Annotated in this window: 16 protein-coding genes and 1 tRNA gene; 2 read left to right on the top strand and 15 right to left on the bottom strand. The window is 51.9% G+C overall.

Translation table 11 applies throughout. The features are described from left to right. The first annotated feature begins 2 nt into the window (after window positions 1–2). The gene (locus F552_RS0103095) at window positions 3–872 is read left to right on the top strand and encodes a DMT family transporter (protein WP_018150254.1); all 870 of its coding nucleotides are present in this window, start codon (window positions 3–5) and stop codon (window positions 870–872) included. Window positions 873–951: 79 nt separating this feature from the next. Here the strand turns inward: F552_RS0103095 and rfbC are convergent, their stop codons facing one another. The 7 genes from rfbC to F552_RS0103060 all read right to left on the bottom strand — a co-directional run bounded on the left by rfbC (window position 952) and on the right by F552_RS0103060 (window position 7,435). Further along, on the bottom strand, window positions 952–1,521 hold the full coding sequence (gene rfbC, locus F552_RS0103090) for a dTDP-4-dehydrorhamnose 3,5-epimerase (RefSeq protein WP_018150253.1): 570 nt from the start codon (window positions 1,519–1,521) through the stop codon (window positions 952–954). Window positions 1,522–1,539: 18 nt separating this feature from the next. After that, window positions 1,540–2,421, bottom strand: coding sequence for a glucose-1-phosphate thymidylyltransferase RfbA (gene rfbA / locus F552_RS0103085; protein WP_018150252.1), 882 nt, complete (start codon window positions 2,419–2,421; stop codon window positions 1,540–1,542). 21 nt (window positions 2,422–2,442) lie between these two features. Beyond that, window positions 2,443–3,369 (bottom strand): dTDP-4-dehydrorhamnose reductase, encoded by a 927-nt coding sequence (rfbD, locus tag F552_RS0103080; RefSeq protein WP_018150251.1) that lies wholly within the window; start codon window positions 3,367–3,369, stop codon window positions 2,443–2,445. Beyond that, the gene (gene rfbB / locus F552_RS0103075) at window positions 3,359–4,420 is read right to left on the bottom strand and encodes a dTDP-glucose 4,6-dehydratase (protein ID WP_018150250.1); all 1,062 of its coding nucleotides are present in this window, start codon (window positions 4,418–4,420) and stop codon (window positions 3,359–3,361) included. Before rfbB ends, rfbD begins: the two co-directional genes overlap by 11 nt. Before the next feature lie 175 nt (window positions 4,421–4,595). Beyond that, entirely contained in the window at window positions 4,596–5,963 is a 1,368-nt protein-coding gene (locus F552_RS0103070) for an NAD(P)(+) transhydrogenase (Re/Si-specific) subunit beta (RefSeq protein WP_018150249.1), read from the bottom strand. After that, on the bottom strand, window positions 5,963–6,271 hold the full coding sequence (locus F552_RS0103065; protein ID WP_018150248.1) for a proton-translocating transhydrogenase family protein: 309 nt from the start codon (window positions 6,269–6,271) through the stop codon (window positions 5,963–5,965). The genes F552_RS0103070 and F552_RS0103065 overlap by 1 nt, the downstream gene beginning before the upstream one ends. A gap of 45 nt (window positions 6,272–6,316) precedes the next feature. Continuing rightward, the gene (locus F552_RS0103060) at window positions 6,317–7,435 is read right to left on the bottom strand and encodes a Re/Si-specific NAD(P)(+) transhydrogenase subunit alpha (protein ID WP_026182344.1); all 1,119 of its coding nucleotides are present in this window, start codon (window positions 7,433–7,435) and stop codon (window positions 6,317–6,319) included. 736 nt (window positions 7,436–8,171) lie between these two features. Between F552_RS0103060 and F552_RS0103055 the strand changes: the two genes are divergently transcribed. Continuing rightward, complete coding sequence (locus tag F552_RS0103055; RefSeq protein WP_018150246.1) at window positions 8,172–8,642, top strand: hypothetical protein; 471 nt, start codon at window positions 8,172–8,174, stop codon at window positions 8,640–8,642. A gap of 99 nt (window positions 8,643–8,741) precedes the next feature. Here the strand turns inward: F552_RS0103055 and F552_RS0103050 are convergent, their stop codons facing one another. The 8 genes from F552_RS0103050 to flgK all read right to left on the bottom strand — a co-directional run bounded on the left by F552_RS0103050 (window position 8,742) and on the right by flgK (window position 17,178). Continuing rightward, window positions 8,742–9,029, bottom strand: coding sequence for a hypothetical protein (locus F552_RS0103050; RefSeq protein WP_018150245.1), 288 nt, complete (start codon window positions 9,027–9,029; stop codon window positions 8,742–8,744). A gap of 508 nt (window positions 9,030–9,537) precedes the next feature. Further along, window positions 9,538–9,616, bottom strand: a tRNA-Ile gene (locus F552_RS0103045). A 44-nt stretch (window positions 9,617–9,660) separates the two neighbouring features. Beyond that, on the bottom strand, window positions 9,661–11,568 hold the full coding sequence (gene rpoD, locus F552_RS0103040) for an RNA polymerase sigma factor RpoD (RefSeq protein ID WP_018150244.1): 1,908 nt from the start codon (window positions 11,566–11,568) through the stop codon (window positions 9,661–9,663). Between the two features lie 77 nt (window positions 11,569–11,645). Continuing rightward, a complete protein-coding gene (gene dnaG / locus F552_RS0103035) occupies window positions 11,646–13,427 on the bottom strand; it encodes a DNA primase (RefSeq protein WP_018150243.1) in 1,782 nt (593 codons plus the stop codon). Between the two features lie 142 nt (window positions 13,428–13,569). Further along, a complete protein-coding gene (locus F552_RS0103030; protein WP_018150242.1) occupies window positions 13,570–14,019 on the bottom strand; it encodes a GatB/YqeY domain-containing protein in 450 nt (149 codons plus the stop codon). Window positions 14,020–14,067: 48 nt separating this feature from the next. Further along, a complete protein-coding gene (rpsU, locus tag F552_RS0103025; RefSeq protein WP_018150241.1) occupies window positions 14,068–14,280 on the bottom strand; it encodes a 30S ribosomal protein S21 in 213 nt (70 codons plus the stop codon). Between the two features lie 83 nt (window positions 14,281–14,363). Then, window positions 14,364–15,272 (bottom strand): flagellar hook-associated protein FlgL, encoded by a 909-nt coding sequence (gene flgL / locus F552_RS0103020; protein ID WP_026182343.1) that lies wholly within the window; start codon window positions 15,270–15,272, stop codon window positions 14,364–14,366. Between the two features lie 10 nt (window positions 15,273–15,282). Next, the gene (gene flgK, locus F552_RS0103015) at window positions 15,283–17,178 is read right to left on the bottom strand and encodes a flagellar hook-associated protein FlgK (RefSeq protein ID WP_018150239.1); all 1,896 of its coding nucleotides are present in this window, start codon (window positions 17,176–17,178) and stop codon (window positions 15,283–15,285) included. Window positions 17,179–17,215 lie beyond the last annotated feature (37 nt).

Raw genomic sequence — 17,215 nt, 5'->3', positions numbered from 1 at the left:
TCATGTCCACGTCCCAAACACAAAGAAATGCTTTCATCGCCTTGTTCATTCTGGCCGTCATCTGGAGCTATAACTGGATTCTGCTGAAAAAAGCCGTCCACTATATTCATCCGATTCCCTTTGTTGCCTGGAGAACCATTTTTGGCAGCTTGACCTTGATGATCATTGTCGGCATCAAGCGCCCCAGCAACGGAATTCCCCCCTGGCGTCCCACGCTGCTGCTCGGTTTTGGGCAGACCTTCCTGTTCAACCTGACAGCCACCATGGCACTGATGAGCGGCGCTGCTGGTAAAACCACTGTCCTGGCCTACACCATGCCATTCTGGACCGTTCTGCTCTCAAGGATGTTTTTGGGAGAACACTTGCAGCATCTGCAGAAGTGGATGGTCGGACTGGCGGCCTTCGGGATGGTGCTGGTCATCCAGCCATGGTCACTGCATGGTTCGCTGGTCAGTGACTTGTGGGCCCTGTTATCCGGACTGGTGTGGGCATGCAGCATCATTTACACCAAGCGCATCTGCATGAAACATCAGATAGATGCCCTGAGCCTGACGGCCTGGCAGATGTTTTATGGTTGCCTGTTCACCATTGCGCTGGCCCTGCTTTACCCGACACCGCCTACGCAATGGAACGAGACAGTCATCATTTCTACCGCATTTTCTGCCCTGTTTGGCAATGCGCTTGGCTGGACACTATGGATGTTTGCACTACGGAACCTGCCCGCCAACACGGTGGGGCTCAACGCCTTACTGGTGCCGGCATTGGCGGTGCTCTTCAGCGCCCTGCAGCTAGGCGAGATTCCGCACCTCATGGATACTACCGGCATGATCATGATCGGCATCGCCTTGTATGGTATCAGCCTGAAACGGTAATAGGAGTGCATACACAACGGACAGGTGCAGCGCCGTACCGCAGACCGGCACTGCACGTCATCTCGACAGGTTGATCCGGTCAGGGTTGCGGATGCAACGCTTGGGTGGCTACTTCAAACGATACGCCATACAAATCTTTGGCTGACATGCGAGGCTCCATGCCATCCAGCGGCCATTCGATCCCCAGTTCCGGATCATCCCAGGCAATGCAGCGCTCCAGTTCCGGCATGTAGTAGTCCGTGGTCTTGTACAAGAAGTCAGCCGACTCCGACAGTACCAGAAAACCATGTGCAAACCCTTCCGGCACCCACAACTGGCGATGGTTCTGCGCCGACAAATGCACGCCAACCCACTTACCGAAATCCGGCGACTCAGGGCGGATGTCCACGGCCACATCAAATACCTCACCCGCAGTTACCCGCACCAGTTTGCCTTGTGGATGTGGTGCCATCTGGTAATGCAAGCCGCGCAGCACCCCTTTGGCTGAGCGGGAATGGTTATCCTGCACAAAAGTACGCTGCAGCCCCGTTGCCCGTTCAAACTCTTTCTGGTTGAAGCTCTCAAAAAAGAAGCCCCGCTCGTCGCCAAATACCTTGGGTTCCAGAATCAAAACGTCGGGTAATCCGGTCGGGATAGCCTGATATGGCATGAATGCTTTCCTTTTGTGTTATTGGCCAATCAGTTTCAGCAAATATTGTCCGTAGGCATTCTTGGCCAACGGTTTGGCCAATGCCGCGACATGGGCGTCACTGATCCAGCCATTGCGCAAGGCTACTTCTTCCGGACACGCCACCATCAGGCCCTGCCGCTTTTGCAGTGTCGCAATAAAGCTGGAGGCCTCCAGCAAGGAGTCATGCGTACCGGTATCCAGCCAGGCGTAGCCGCGGCCCATGATCTCGACACTCAATTGCCCGGCTTCAAGATAACGTTTGTTAACATCGGTAATTTCCAGCTCGCCACGATCAGAAGGCTTGATGCTTGCGGCAATGTCGCACACCTGCTGGTCATAGAAATACAAGCCCGTCACGGCATAGTTGGACTTGGGCTGTTTGGGTTTCTCTTCAATGCTAAGCGCGCGGAACTGGTCATCAAACTCAACCACCCCGTAACGCTCCGGGTCCTGCACATGGTAGGCAAACACGCTTGCCCCCGTGGTCTGGGCATTGGCGCGCTCCAGCTGTTTGATCAGGTCATGACCATAAAAAATATTGTCCCCCAGCACCAGCGCCGATGGGTGATTTCCCACAAATTCCTTGCCGATAATAAAGGCCTGCGCCAACCCGTCCGGACTAGGCTGCACCGCATATTGCAGGTTCATGCCCCACTGGCTGCCATCCCCCAGCAGTTGCTCGAAACGGGGGGTGTCCTGTGGCGTGGAAATGATCAATACATCCTGAATACCTGCCAGCATCAGCGTGGTCAGCGGATAGTAGATCATCGGTTTGTCGAAGATGGGTAGCAACTGTTTGCTCACCGCCAGGGTGGCCGGGTAGAGCCGGGTACCGCTACCGCCGGCCAGAATGATGCCTTTGCGTTTTAGTGTCGTCATATTGGATATCTGCTGAGTTGATTATCTGCTGAGTTCTGTGATCAGTTGAACGGTTTGCTGAACATGTTGCTGCCAAGATGGCAGCGTAATGCCAAATGTCTGCTGCAACTTGCGGCAATCCAGCCGGGAGTTGGCTGGTCGGGCGGCAGGCACCGGGTAAGCACTACCGGGGATTGCCTGAATATTGACGGGGTCAAGGGTTAAAGGCATGCCCAGCTGCCTGGCAAGGCCGATGGCAAAACTGGCATACGCATGCCAGTTGGTCTCACCTGCGGCGGCCAAATGATAAATTCCGTACGGGAAATGCATTGGGTCAGAGACCAGATACTGTTTGATGACACTGGCGGTCACATCGGCAATCAGCGCAGCACTGGTCGGCGCGCCAAACTGGTCATTTACCACATTCAGGCTGTCGCGGTCTTTGGCCAGTCGCAACATGGTCTTCACAAAATTCCCGCCGTGTACCCCATAGACCCAGGTGGTACGGAATACCAGATGCCGAGCACATTGCTGCTGGATCAGCTGCTCACCCGCCAGCTTGGTTTGACCATAGACATTGATCGGGGCTGGCGTATCGGTTTCCTGATAGGCCTCCGCTTTACTACCATCGAAAACATAATCCGTAGAGTAATGGACCAGCAGGCATCCCAACTCACTGGCAACACTAGCCAAGGCACCGACTGCATCCGCATTGATGGCCCGGGCCATCGCGCTGTCCGTCTCGGCCTTATCAACAGCAGTATAGGCAGCCGCATTGACGATCACCGCGGGCAGGACTTCCCTGACATATGCCCGGATCCGAGCGGGGTCAGACAGATCCACGATGGACCTGTCTGCGGCAATCACCTCACCCAACAAAGACAGGGCGCGCTGCAATTCAAACCCAACCTGGCCATTCGCCCCCAGAATCAGTAACCGTACAGGTGAAACCGGCATATTATTGGCCATACTGGGTTTCAATCCATGTCTGATAACTGCCGCTGGTCACATTCTCCACCCAGTCAGTATGCTCCAGATACCAGGCAACGGTTTTGCGGATCCCGGTTTCAAATGTCTCGGCCGGCTTCCAGCCCAGTTCTTTTTCCAGCTTGCGGGCATCAATGGCGTAGCGACGATCATGCCCGGGGCGGTCTTGCACAAAGGTAATCTGGCTGGCATAGCCTGTACCATCCGCCTTGGGTTTCAGCTCATCCAGAATCCGGCAAATGCTGTGCACAACATCCAGATTGGCTTTTTCATTCCAGCCACCCACGTTATAAGTTTCGCCCAGTCGTCCGGCTGCCAATACCCTGCGAATGGCGCTGCAGTGGTCTTTGACATACAGCCAGTCCCGAATCTGCTGTCCGTCCCCGTACACGGGCAACGGCTTGCCAGCCAACGCATTCAAAATCACCAGCGGGATCAGTTTTTCCGGGAAATGATACGGGCCATAGTTGTTCGAACAATTGGTGGTCAGCACCGGCAAGCCATACGTATGGTGCCAGGCACGCACCAGATGGTCACTGGCAGCCTTGCTTGCCGAATAGGGGCTGTTAGGTTCGTACGGATTGGTCTCAGAAAAAGGCGCGTCGTCCTTGCTCAGCGTGCCGTACACCTCATCGGTAGACACATGCAGGAAGCGGAAGTCTGACTTGGCCTCCCCGGTCAATGCTTGCCAGTAAGCTCTGGCGGATTCCAGCAAATTGAAGGTACCCACAATATTGGTCTGAATAAAATCGCCCGGCCCATGAATCGACCGGTCCACATGCGACTCGGCGGCAAAGTTGATGATGGCTCGCGGCTGGTGTTCTTCCAGCAGGCGGCCAACCAGTGCCCTGTCACCAATATCCCCACGGACAAACACGTGGTTCGGGTTACCCTCCAGTGATCGCAATGTATCCAGATTGCCTGCGTAAGTCAGCTTATCCAGATTGATGACTTTCTCATCAGAGGCTGCCAGCCAATCCAGGACAAAATTGCCGCCAATAAAGCCGGCTCCACCGGTGACAAGAATGGACATACACGATCCCAGCGCTTAAAAATGCAAGTTTAGCACTCCAGACCATTTTGATAAGTATCAAGCCACCAAAATATGCAGCCAACAGCGCAATTCCATAAAAAAACGCAGGCGAACTTGCGTTCGCCTGCGTTTTTGACAGCAACCCGCCCAACATAATATCGGGCCAGCTACCTACTTAGTGAAACGACTTCACCATGTCTTCTACCACTTTTTTGGCATCACCGAAGACCATCATGGTCTTGTCCATATAGAACAGATCATTGTCCAAACCGGCATAACCTGCCGCCATGGAGCGCTTCACCACCATCACGGTACGTGCTTTATGTGCCTCAAGAATCGGCATGCCGAAAATCGGGCTGGAAGGGTCATTCTTGGCGGCCGGGTTGACCACGTCGTTCGCTCCGATAACCAGCACCACATCGGTACTGGAGAAATCATTGTTGATTTCTTCCATTTCCAGCACATGCTCGTAAGGTACTTCAGCCTCGGCCAGCAACACGTTCATGTGGCCTGGCATGCGCCCCGCGACCGGATGGATGGCATAACGAACATTCACGCCCTCTTCCTGCAGCAGTTCTGCCAGCTCTTGCAGCGCATGCTGGGCACGCGCCACGGCCAGACCATAACCAGGCACAATCACCACGCTATCCGCATTCTTCATCATGAAGAGCGCATCTTCAGGGCTACCGGATTTGTAGTTTTTCGGACCACTGTCTGCTGCTGGGCCAGCAGCCGTTTCGGCTCCAAAACCACCCAGCAAGACCGAGATGATCGAACGGTTCATGGCCTTGCACATGATGTAAGACAGAATCGCACCAGAAGAGCCCACACACGCACCGGCAATGATCAACACGCTGTTATTGAGCGTAAAACCAATACCTGCCGCAGCCCAGCCAGAGTAGCTGTTCAGCATGGACACCACCACCGGCATATCGGCACCGCCAATCGGGATGATCAGCAGCACACCCAGTGCCAAAGCAATGGCAGACATCATCAGGAAGGCCGCATGATTATCCGTTGCATAGTAGGTAAAGCCGAAGCCCAGCATCGCCAGCGCAAGTACCAGATTCAGCAGATGCTGCCCGCCAAAACTGACTGGCTTGGCACCAAAACGACCTGACAACTTGCCATAGGCAATCACGGATGCAGTAAAGGTAATCGCACCAATGAACGCACCGATGAACAGCTCGATTTTCTGCGCGCCAGTGTGTTCCTGACCATGGTGGAAGATCGCAGCAATCGCGATCAATACCGCGGCCAACCCCACCAGCGAGTGCATGGCAGCCACCAGTTCCGGCATTTGTGTCATCTGCACCCGACGCGCCAGTGTGGCACCAATACCACCACCAATCACCACCGCACCCAGCATCAGCGCGACGATGGGTTTATCCATCAGCAACAGGGTCGTCACCACCGCCAACACCATCCCGATCACGCCATACAAATTACCGCGACGTGCACTATCAGGGCTCGACAAGCCTTTCAATGCCAGAATAAACAGCACCGAAGCGACCAGATATAAAAGGGAAGCAAAGTTTTGCATTATGCATTTCCTTTCTTACGGTCTTTTTTCTTGAACATCTCCAGCATGCGCTGAGTCACCATAAAGCCGCCAAAGATGTTAATGGATGCCAGCAATACCGCCACTGCACCCAATACGCTAGTCAGCGTGATTTGCTGACCATCAATTTCCACTACCTGCAATAAAGCACCCACCACAATAATGCCCGATACGGCATTGGTCACCGCCATCAGCGGCGTATGCAAGGCAGGTGTAACATTCCATACCACGTGGTATCCGACAAATACGGCCAATACAAAGACCGTCAGATTGACAATCAATGGATCCATGATCTTTCCTTGTTTTATCCTGTTAAACAGTTGTCAGCAAACAGCCTAAACCGGCTTGCCAAACAGCACCTGACCACCCGACACAACCAGCGTTGCTTTCACAAGTTCGTCTTCGGGGTTCAGCACCAAACCTTTTTCCTTATCCAGCATCGGATTAATGAAATTCAGCAGGTTTTTTGCATACAGTGCAGAGGCATCAGCAGCTACCAGCGCCGGTACGTTCGGGTTACCTACCAGCATGACCCCATTCGCCGTCGTGACAACTTCATTCAACACCACACCCTCAGTGTTCCCCCCATTCTCCACGGCCAGATCCACCACCACAGAGCCAGACTTCATGGCCGCGACGGTTCTTGCCGTAATCAGAATAGGAGCAGGACGACCAGGAATCAGCGCCGTGGTAATCACCACGTCCGCCTGTCTGGCCCGTTCATGGATCAACTCAGCCTGTTTGGCCTTGTATTCTTCCGACATTTCCTTGGCGTACCCGCCGGCTGCATCGCCAGATTCATCCACGGGTACTTCTACAAATTTGGCGCCCAGAGACTCTACCTGCTCTTTTGCTGCACGACGAACGTCAAACGCTTCAACCACCGCGCCAAGACGCTTGGCCGTCGCAATCGCTTGCAAACCCGCTACGCCCGCCCCCAACACCATGACCCGGGCCGCTTTAACCGTACCTGCGGCCGTCATCAGCATCGGGAAGAAATGCGGATAATATTGTGCCGCCAACAACACGGCACGATAACCGGCAATGTTAGCCTGGCTGGAGAGCACATCCATACTCTGGGCACGGGTAATCCGTGGCATCAGCTCCATGGCCAGGACTTCCATGCCAGCTGCGGCATAGGTATCCAGCAATGGATTCTTGTATGGATTAGCAATGGCAAAGACCTTGGCACCCTTTGCAATCAAAGGTACCTCTTCTGCCACAGGCGCACGTACTTTCAGCACAATATCTGCGCCTGCAAGTGCTTCTGCAGCAGAACCCGCCAGCGTCGCACCCGCAGACGAATACTCCTCGTCCTGAATGCTGGCCAGCAGCCCTGCGCCACGTTCAATGGAAACCGTCAGCCCTGCCGCAACAAACTTCTTCACCGTTTCCGGCGTTGCTGCGACACGGGTTTCAAACGGCGTTACTTCTTTGATGATGCCGATTCGCATGTTAGACCCCTCTGCATGCGTGATTAAAAAAACCATAGCGCCTGCTGCAGTCTTGAACGTTGCAGTCAGGACAAATTCTATTGGCATCGCTGCAAAACAGCGGATGCAAGTTTTTCATCTGGGCAGGAAATATTATTTTTAGGCAATCAGCGGTTTGTGCTTTGCTCTAGCGGCATTTGGCGACAATACTGATCTGGTGTGTTACACCATATGGAATTACATAACGTATCTTGTAGAACACATCATGATCATCTAGCTTTACTCTGGATAGCCGCACGTTTAACTCGTATTACCGGATATCAGCCCAAACCGGGTCGCGGTCAGGACAAGCAAATTTATACGTTGCCTGTAGGAAAATCGCAAGTACTTTTTTAAAAAAGTCACGTCAAACCACAGACAGAAGGCGAGATCCCCTTATTTCTGGACGCATTTAACGTATACCAACCATTTCTTAAAGAGACAGTAATATTCCCAACGCACAACTGCAGTCTGGACATGGAATATCTGCTTTGCAAGTATTATTTGTATCATTCAGCAGACAGCCTGCTCATGCCATTTGATTGGTACTAAATTCCCCAACAACCCTCATGCAAGGTTGCAGTTGAGTACCATACTAGCCAACCTACCAACCTCTCCCAGGGTTAACGTTACCCTATGCCATAATCATTTATTCATATAAACTAATTTATTGACATTAAAAATCTACATCATCACCTTTTGCCAAGCTGACTACTACATGTTCAACCCTTTAAAATATCTGTACCTGTCCTTCCCGCTTCTCATCACTGGCTGCGCTTCGCTCATGAATGAAGGCATGCAACCCGTAAAAGTCGATGCCAAATTACCCAACGGACAATTTATTATTGGTGCAGACTGTTTCCTGACCAACAACTTTGGCAGTTACGCCATCAAGTCCGGAGATACCGGAGAGGTTCATCGGTCAGGCAATGATCTGGACATCATCTGCACACAGCAAGAGAATCAAAGCGCAACGGCAACAGGTAAGGCGATCTCCCGAGCCAATGCCAGCTGGGCGGGCAATATTCTTCTGGGTGGCGGGATTGGTGCCATCATTGATCACAATACCGGCACGGCCTACACGTATCCAAGCTGGGTCCAAGTAGAATTTGGTAAGTCCCTGGTTTTTGATCGCTCGAATGAGCATGAAGGATTGCCTGTCATAGGCACGTCCCCAAAACAGCCTTAAAACAATTGAACAGCAAGTGGCATCACATCGCCATACCCAAAAAGACAAGCCCTGCAAAGGGTCTGCAGGGCCTGGATATAGTTCGACATCCGATCAACATCAGACTTGCTGGTTATAAACTTCAAACGCAGTTTCTTGCGGAGGGGACTCAAACCCGCCCTCTACCCCTTTTTGCATTCGGGGCATCAATATTTCATCTCTGAATGCCTCCCAGCTTGCTTTGGACTCATGAATGGCAATAATCGTCCAGCCACCTTCTGATGCGCCTGCCGCATGAAAAATCTGACCGGCAGGTAAACTGCTCCTGCTTGGATGAACCGCCGCGAGTGATGCCTCGTACTGTTCTTTGTTACCACCAGGAAAGAAATGAATGATTCCGTAGGCCATAGGGTACTCCTTCCAGAATAACGAAGCCGGTAATGGCTCCGAATTCATAGGATAGTCCTATTGCACCCTGCCTGAAACATATTTTACCGTTGATCCTAACCTGCTCAAGTCACCTAAAGCAGTATAAAAAACAGTATCGGGCATGACCGATACAATTCAGCACGAATACGCACCACCACATGACATACCAGCTTCTTTCCATCCAAAAACATGTGTGCATATTGTCAGCCCGCGAATCATTAAGGCCGCAGGCGTGCCGCAAAATCCGTTTGCTTTATGCCCCCGCATGGATAAATGCATGCATTTCAATTTAAGAGCCTGAGAGCCAAAGCGGGTACAGCAGAATGAGTAAGCAGAGAATGGAAACGGCGCAAACACAGCCTGGAAAGCAAGATTAGCCTTACTTGATAACTATTCCAAATAGCATAATTCTGGAAATTTTGTAGAGCAAATTCATTTTTGTAGAACAAAACAAAGCGGCTTGCATCGCTGCAAGCCGCATGTTTGTTGGTGGGCCTCCCGTGAGTCGAACACGGCACCAACGGATTATGAGTCCGCTGCTCTAACCAAGCATGAGCTAGAGGCCCATCAGGGCAATGCCAGTAGCATCACCCCGAGAAAGGTCAGCATTTTACGCTTGATTACCTTCACCGTCCAGAAAGCTTCTTAGGCGCTCGGAACGGGTTGGATGGCGCAGCTTGCGCAGTGCCTTGGCTTCGATCTGACGAATACGCTCACGCGTCACATCAAACTGTTTGCCCACTTCTTCCAGCGTATGGTCGGTATTCATTTCAATACCAAAACGCATGCGCAGCACTTTGGCCTCGCGTGGTGTCAGTGTATCCAGTACCTCTTTGGTGGCGTCTTTCAGGCTGGCATACACGGCAGCATCAGAAGGCGCGATCGTGATCGCATCTTCAATGAAATCGCCCAGATGCGAGTCGTCATCGTCACCAATCGGGGTTTCCATGGAAATTGGCTCTTTGGAAATCTTGAGGATCTTGCGAATCTTGTCCTCTGGCATTTCCATGCGTGCAGCCAGTTCTTCCGGTGTAGGCTCCAGACCGGTTTCCTGCAAGATTTGACGCTGGATGCGGTTCATCTTGTTGATGGTTTCGATCATGTGTACCGGAATACGGATGGTACGTGCCTGATCCGCAATCGAGCGGGTAATGGCCTGACGAATCCACCAGGTGGCATAGGTAGAGAACTTGTAACCACGACGGTATTCGAACTTGTCCACCGCCTTCATCAGACCGATGTTGCCTTCCTGAATCAGATCCAGGAACTGCAAGCCACGGTTGGTGTATTTTTTGGCAATGGAAATCACCAGACGCAAGTTGGCCTCGATCATTTCGCGCTTGGCACGACGCGAACGCGCTTCGCCAGTAGACATCTGACGGTTGATTTCTTTCAGATCCTTGATCGGGATCTTTACGCGTTTCTGAATCTCTGACAGCTTGCCCTGACGCTCAAAAATGGCATGCTTGAAACGGGCCAGCGTGTCGCTATGCGGCAAACCGGCATTGATTTCGTCATTCACCCACTTCGGATTGTCTTCGTTGCCCGGGAACACTTTCAGGAAGTGCGGACGAGGCATCTGGCCTTTCAGGACCACGATGTCCTGAATTTCACGCTCATGATTACGGATTTCTTCTACCAGCTTGCGCAGGCTGTCGCACAGTGCATCAACCTGCTTGGCAGAGAAACGGATCATGGTCAGCGCATCGGAAATAGCCTGCTGTGCAGCCAGGAAGGCAGCACCGCCAAAACCGTCTTCATCCAGGCCCTTCAGCATCAGCGCATATTGTTCGCGCACGATATTAAAGTGCACCATGGCGTCTGCCTTGAGTTTCTCAAGGTCAACACCAGTCGGTGTCGCACTGCCTTCACCGTCTTCGTCTTCTTCCTCGTCAGCCTCTTCTTCTGCAACTTCTTGCATTTCCAGTTCGGCCAACTCTTCGGATACTTCTTCTGCGTTCAGGTCAACCAAGCCGTCAATCAGCTCGTCAATTCGCATCTCGTCTTTTTCGATGCGGTCAACCATGGACAAGATATCGGCGATAGTGCTCGGGCTGGCCGAAATGGCCTGCACCATGTGCTTCAGGCCTTCTTCGATCCGCTTGGCAATCTCGATCTCGCCTTCACGGGTCAGCAGCTCAACCGTACCCATTTCACGCATGTACATACGGACCGGATCGGTCGTACGACCAAACTCTGAATCTACCGATGAAAGAGCTGCTTCTGCCTCTTCTACCACATCGTCGTCAGCAACCGAAGGCGTCGCATCAGACATCAGCATTTGCTCGGCATCAGGTGCTTCGTCAGTGACCTGAATGCCCATGTCGTTAATCATGCTGATGATCTGTTCGATCTGTTCAGCATCCAGCATGTCTTCAGGCAAGTGATCATTGATCTCGGCGTAGGTCAGGTAACCACGTTCTTTGCCGAGGACAATCAGCGTCTTTAGGCGTTGACGTGACTGTTCCTGATCTTTCTTGCTGACTTCCTGCTTGTCTTGGCGAATTTCTTCGGTCATTATCAATAATTCCAAATGGGGTTGGACAGAACCCGAAAAACCGTTGATTTTAATGTTTTTTCTTAAAAAAATCTAGTCTAACGCTTATGCTTCTCGAGGATGAGCTGTTTATAACTTGCGCGCTCCTCTTCTGTCAGGCTGGCAAAACCACTGGCATTCACCTTGCGTTCGATATCCTGCAATTGTGAACCGCCCATGCGTATTTGCCCTTGTTTTTCCAACTGCAAGCAGATGTCCGTAAACTCGGTTTCTGCCTCTTCAGACGCCGGCTCAAGTGCACTTATCCATGACTGCCCCAGCCACTGGCGCCAGCCTTCTGCCAATGCAGGCATACCCTGCAAAACGGATTTTGTATCCAGTTCTTTCAATCTAGGTGAAGATTGCAAAAACTCAAGCACTCTTTGGAGCCCTGCATTTTCCAGCATACCCTGGCGCAATCTGGCCAGATCATTCGCTTTGCTGGCCGCAAATACCGGCCTTAGCAACAGATACGCCAGCAACCGGTCTTCCAGACCCTTGGGCTCTTGCCGCGGCATGGGTGGCGGCTCATTTCGCCGTTTCCAGTCGCCGCTTTTTCGCTCGAATACCTTGTCTTGCTTAGGCTTCATCAAGCCGGCAAAGTTTCGTGCCTCGGTCCACATCACATTTCTTAAGGTGGGGGCTGCTATCTGATTTAACAAGGGCTTGATTTCATGCCAGAATCTGGCCTTATCCTCCGGTCGCCCTTTTTGCAGGTCAACCCGGGCCGCCACCTCCTGCAGCATGAAACGCGACAAGGGCAATGCCTCATGTGAAACCTTGGCTTCAAAGGCCTCATGGCCAATCTGGCGCACCAGGGTATCCGGGTCTTCACCTTCCGGCAAAAACAGGAATTCCAGCGTCAAGGCATCCGTCAGAAGCGGCAAGGCGTTTTCCAGCGCACGCCACGCAGCCTTTCTGCCCGCATTGTCACCATCAAAACAGAACACCAGATGCTCACTGTGCTTGAACAGTTTTTGCAGATGATCCGACGTTGTTGAGGTGCCCAGCGTAGCCACCGCATAGTTCACACCGTACTGTGCCAGCGCAACCACATCCATGTAGCCTTCAACAATCATGACCTTGCCGGCCTGGCGTATGGCCTGTCTGGCCTGATAGAGCCCGTATAGCTCCCTGCCCTTCTCAAAAACCGGCGTCTCAGGAGAATTCAGGTATTTAGGCTCCCCTTTGCCGATCACCCGCCCCCCAAAACCAATGATCTGGCCCTTGAGATTATGGATAGGGAACATGACGCGATCACGAAAACGGTCGTACCTGCGGCCTTGGTCATTATCGATGACGAGTCCGGCCTGCGAGAGATCCTGCCTGGTCTCATAATCCGGAAAGGCATGACCTAACCCTTGCCAGTCGTCCGGCGCAAACCCCAAGCCAAACCGGGCGGCAATCTCACCCGTCAAGCCACGCTGCTTTAAATAATCAATCGCAACAGAGGCTGTTTTTAATCGGGTTCGGTAGAACTGGGATGCCTGCTCCAGCACGGCAATCAGCGGCGAAATGGTTGCCTGCACCTGAACAGCCTGATCCGACCTGACATCTGGTACTGTCATACCATAATCGGCTGCCAGTTGTTTGACGGCATCCACAAAACCAAGCCCTTGATATTCCATGACAAAACCCAAGGCATTTCCATTCGCGCCACATCCGAAGCAGTGATAAAACTGCTTGGCAGGGCTGACTGAAAATGACGGGGTTTTCTCTTGATGAAACGGACAACAGGCCGAGTAATTGATACCGGTTTTTTTGAGTGGAACATACCGGTCTATCACACTGACAATATCTGCTCTTGCAAGCAAGTCATCGATAAAAGATTGTGGAATCACGAATCTACAACCTCATGAGTGACAGTAACGCGACACATTCAGCACAGACAAGGCACATCAACACAAGATGAAGTGCTAGTGCAGAAACAAAAAGCCCGTATCGCCATAACGAAACGGGCTCGAGACATCGTGAAGCAAAAAATCAACGATTCGCCAGGACGTCTTTCAGGATGGCAGACACAATGGACATATCTGCCTTGCCTGCCAATTCGGCTTTCAGCACGGGCATCACTTTGCCCATTGCTTGCGGCCCGGTCAAACCAGAATCAGTCACAGCCTTGACAACCACCGCCTTGATTTCTTCTTCCGACAATGCCTCCGGCAGATAGGCCTGGAAAATGGCAACCTCGGCGCGCTCGGCGTCAGCCAAGTCTGTGCGGCCTGCCGCATCAAACTGGGAGATACTGTCTTTGCGCTGCTTCAGCATACGGCCAATAATAGCCACTACATCGGCATCTTCAAGCTCAATGCGCTGATCGACTTCTTTTTGCTTAATCTCGGCCGACAAAAGACGCAAGGCACCCAAGCGCTGCATTTCTTTGCTGCGCATGGCTGCCTTGATGTCGTCGAGAACTTGCTGCTTTAATGACATAATGCAACAACTCTCTAGAAAATTACTACGATGTACTAATAATACCGCTTAGTACATTTTTGGTGGCAAAGTCTGACTACGCAGGCGTTTGTAGTGACGCTTAACTGCAGCAGCCAGCTTACGCTTGCGTTCAGCTGTAGGCTTTTCGTAGAACTCGCGAGCACGTAGTTCGGTCAGCAAACCGGTTTTTTCTACAGTGCGTTTGAAACGTCGCATTGCAACTTCAAACGGCTCATTCTCTTTAACGCGTACGCTTGGCATGGAACATCAACCTCAATTCAAAGTAAAAGGTGGGTTAGAAAACATTGGATTCTAACAAACTTAACGTATAAATAAAAGCAAAATTACGATAAGTAGTTAAACAGAGACAATCCTTGAGTCTGTTTAAAGGTTGTACGCGATACCTCAAGCAACTGCTGAGCCTGCATATACTTGCTGATACTGGCCGCATAGTCCACATCAACCAGGTTACTGTGTTCAGTTTCGTATTGCAAAGACAGGTCACCATGCGTCTGAATGGCGGCATCAATTTCGTTTTGGCGGGTACCTACCGCACTGATTTTTACAGTGACCTGATCTTGCGCGGTCTTTAAACCCGTCAACGCGGTTTGAAGATCTGCCTGATACGTTGGTGATGTCTTCCCGTTGATTAATGCGTCATGCAGTGTTTTCAGGGTCGAGAACATGTTACCAAACACTTGATCCCCGGTCTCACTGGTTTGCAGCACACGCGACTCACTAATCTGGGCCTGTCGAATACCTTGATCGCCTTGATAGCTAACCGTGCCAACAGCAGTCGTCGATGCCGTCTCCAGAAAGGGTTGTGTCTGCCCCTGGTAGCCGGAGAACAGATATTGTCCGTCTGCGCCCTGGCTATTCGCCAGCCCGAGAATCTCGCGGAACCGCCCCTCAACCGCTGTTGCCAATTGCTTGAGGTTGGCATCAGACAATGCACCATTACCGGCTTGCACCGCCAAATCCTGCAGGTTAGACAGACTGTTAGATACGCTGGTCAGTTGAGACTCCAGGATGCGCAGTGTATCAGCAGCCCCTTTGGAGTTTTCTGAAAACTGGTCTTCACGTACTTTCGAGTTCTGGACATTCAGCGCTCTGGCTGCGGCGACCGGATCATCTGATGGCGTCAAAATGCGACGACCCGAGGAAAGCTGTTGTTGCGCTGTCATCTGCTCCAGTTGACGGCTGCTCATGCTTTGTTCGCCCATCAGGCGCATGGTAAGGCTACTTAAACGCATCGTATTCTCCTTAACTCATCAGGCTAAAGATGTCGTCCATCAATTTCTGCGAAGTCGAGAGAATCCTCGCCGCAGCCTGATAAGCCTGCTGGAACTGCACCAGTTTGGCGGCCTCTTCATCAAGGTTAACCCCTGAGAAAGATTGCTGTGTTGCTTTTACATTGGAGAGCAAAGTGTCTTGGGCAGTTCCCATCACATTCAGCTCGTTTGCAGCATTACCCACCTGGCTAACCATCTGCGCATATGAACCCAGCACCGTGGTGGTACCATTATTCATCAGGTTGGCAGTCACCAGCTTACCCAAGAGGTTGGCATTACGACTGTCAGCAATACCCGAATTGTTTCGGTTGATGTCAAAGGTATCACCCGCGGCTGGCGTGCCCGTCAATGTCAATGACAAACTTCCGCCACTGGCAAGATTTACGGTCAGCGTGTTGCCACTCAGACTTAGTGTATCGCCCGCATTAGACGAGGTGAATGTACCCCCTGAATATGTCAGGGTACGCATAGGAGTGGTACTGCCATAGGCAGGAATACCGGTCGTGGTGGTCAGGTTATCCAGTGTCAGAGATGCCACACCTGTATTGGCACTTCCGCTTTGTGTTCTTAATGGCAAGGCTGCGGCGACTTCTGCCGTACTATTGACCAATTGCTTGATATCACCAGCGCCGGTTTTTGTCGGCTGCATATAGAAAGAATCACCAGCCGCTGCAGCGGCACTAAAAGAAAGAGTAACACCGTCAACTGTCCCAGGCGAACCTGAAAACACGGTGTTATCAGACAGCCGAGTCACAGAATAAACACCTGGCGCGGTGAAGCTCACCCGGTAATCACTGGCTTGCAATGCACCATAGTTACTGATGCTGGCTGACATGACCGAAGCAGAGGTATTGTTGGCATTGCTGTACACCGTAGGAGTTGCAACGTCAAAAAACTGCTTGCCGATCGCTCCAGTCAAATCCTGACCCAACTCATGCTGCGCATTAAAACTATTGGCCAGTGTCATGGCCTCGCGCCCGAGTTCGTTCCGGGTTTGCGTGACGGTCACATCACGAAACTCCAGCAAGGCCCCCAGGCTCCCGCCGGTCAGGCTGGTAGGGCTAACCAGGGTTTTTGCAATACCGTTATCAAAATAGATATCAGAACGCTGTGGATCTTCAGCAGAGCGCTGAACGCTCAAATCATTGGAATTTGTACCCACCACCAGACTTTGGCCATTACCGATCATCACGTTGTAGTAGCCGCTGGAATCGACTGATACCGTTACCTTGGCAATGTCATTGATTTTGGCAATCAATGCATCACGCTGATCGTGCAGGTCATTGGCCTGTTTAACACCGGAGACACTTTCTGCGGTGATGATCTGGCCATTGAGGTTAGCAACCTGTTTTGCGAGCGAATTCAGCTCGGTGATGGATGATCCGATCTGCTGATCGGCACCGTTGTACAAATCTGCCAGCCGGCTATCCATCGTCTGAAAACGCGCCACCATGGCCTGGGAAGCAGACAACATGGATTGACGGGCTGAAACGTTGGCCGGCGTACTGGACACCTGCTGCAAGGCACTAAAAAAGCTCTGAATACCAGATGACAGCCCTGAAGTCGTATCTGACAACAGGTTATCAATCTGACCAATCTGCTCGCGATACGTCGCGTAGTAGCTTGCTTTGCCACCGACTTCCAGAATCTGCTGATCCATGAAGCTGTTGTAAGCACGGTCAATATTGACAACGACCGTGCCATTACCCACAAAACCTGCACCGGTCAATTGCGGGGTTTGCGGCAATTGTGCGATTTCCTGGCGGTGATAGGTTTCACTGCTTGCGTTGGTAATGTTGTGCCCTGTCGTTGCCAGCCCCATCTGGGCGGCATTCAAAGCAGAAAGTCCGATGGAATAGAGACTCATTTTATTGCTCCTTGCCTGTCTTAATATCGACGGCTTT

The organism is Leeia oryzae DSM 17879 (genome assembly GCF_000376945.1).
Taxonomy (GTDB): Bacteria; Pseudomonadota; Gammaproteobacteria; order Burkholderiales; family Leeiaceae; genus Leeia; species Leeia oryzae.
The sequence above is the reverse complement of the archived record's forward strand: the minus strand, read 5'-3'. Positions and strand labels throughout refer to the sequence as shown.

Coding starts and splice junctions, on each gene's coding strand:
- F552_RS0103095 (WP_018150254.1), top strand. CDS start 3: ATGTCCACGTCCCAAACACAAAGAAATGCTTTCATCGCCTTGTTCATT.
- rfbC (WP_018150253.1), bottom strand. CDS start 1,521: ATGCCATATCAGGCTATCCCGACCGGATTACCCGACGTTTTGATTCTG.
- rfbA (WP_018150252.1), bottom strand. CDS start 2,421: ATGACGACACTAAAACGCAAAGGCATCATTCTGGCCGGCGGTAGCGGT.
- rfbD (WP_018150251.1), bottom strand. CDS start 3,369: ATGGCCAATAATATGCCGGTTTCACCTGTACGGTTACTGATTCTGGGG.
- rfbB (WP_018150250.1), bottom strand. CDS start 4,420: ATGTCCATTCTTGTCACCGGTGGAGCCGGCTTTATTGGCGGCAATTTT.
- F552_RS0103070 (WP_018150249.1), bottom strand. CDS start 5,963: ATGCAAAACTTTGCTTCCCTTTTATATCTGGTCGCTTCGGTGCTGTTT.
- F552_RS0103065 (WP_018150248.1), bottom strand. CDS start 6,271: ATGGATCCATTGATTGTCAATCTGACGGTCTTTGTATTGGCCGTATTT.
- F552_RS0103060 (WP_026182344.1), bottom strand. CDS start 7,435: ATGCGAATCGGCATCATCAAAGAAGTAACGCCGTTTGAAACCCGTGTC.
- F552_RS0103055 (WP_018150246.1), top strand. CDS start 8,172: ATGTTCAACCCTTTAAAATATCTGTACCTGTCCTTCCCGCTTCTCATC.
- F552_RS0103050 (WP_018150245.1), bottom strand. CDS start 9,029: ATGGCCTACGGAATCATTCATTTCTTTCCTGGTGGTAACAAAGAACAG.
- rpoD (WP_018150244.1), bottom strand. CDS start 11,568: ATGACCGAAGAAATTCGCCAAGACAAGCAGGAAGTCAGCAAGAAAGAT.
- F552_RS0103030 (WP_018150242.1), bottom strand. CDS start 14,019: ATGTCATTAAAGCAGCAAGTTCTCGACGACATCAAGGCAGCCATGCGC.
- rpsU (WP_018150241.1), bottom strand. CDS start 14,280: ATGCCAAGCGTACGCGTTAAAGAGAATGAGCCGTTTGAAGTTGCAATG.
- flgL (WP_026182343.1), bottom strand. CDS start 15,272: ATGCGTTTAAGTAGCCTTACCATGCGCCTGATGGGCGAACAAAGCATG.
- flgK (WP_018150239.1), bottom strand. CDS start 17,178: ATGAGTCTCTATTCCATCGGACTTTCTGCTTTGAATGCCGCCCAGATG.